General features: G+C 60.9%; 1 protein-coding gene. It reads right to left on the bottom strand.

Annotated elements, in window-relative coordinates:
- On the bottom strand, positions 1 to 242 hold a 242-nt coding region (locus QCD70_RS19040), incomplete at its 3' end, for a MarC family protein (RefSeq protein ID WP_301219202.1).
- Positions 243 to 261: the final 19 nt, after the last annotated feature.

The following is a 261-nucleotide window of genomic DNA, read 5'->3' on the forward strand; positions in this document are numbered from 1 at the left end:
GGGATGCCGAGCGGAACGATTCCCGCATCTTCCTTGCTCGCCGCCGCGACCGTTTCTCCGCTCGATTCCTGTGTAGCCGAGCGCTTCGCCTCAAGCATATCCAGCCCGATCAGCAGCAGAATTACGCCGCCAGCAATCTCGAACGCCGGCAGCGTAATCCCGAACATGCGAAAGATGTATTGGCCGCCCAGCGCAAACGCCGACAGAAAGACAAATGCCGTCAGCGAAGCTTTCCATGCCATCCGCCGCCGCCGCGTCTTG

The organism is Agreia sp. PsM10, from assembly GCF_030433855.1.
GTDB lineage: Bacteria > Actinomycetota > Actinomycetes > Actinomycetales > Microbacteriaceae > Agreia.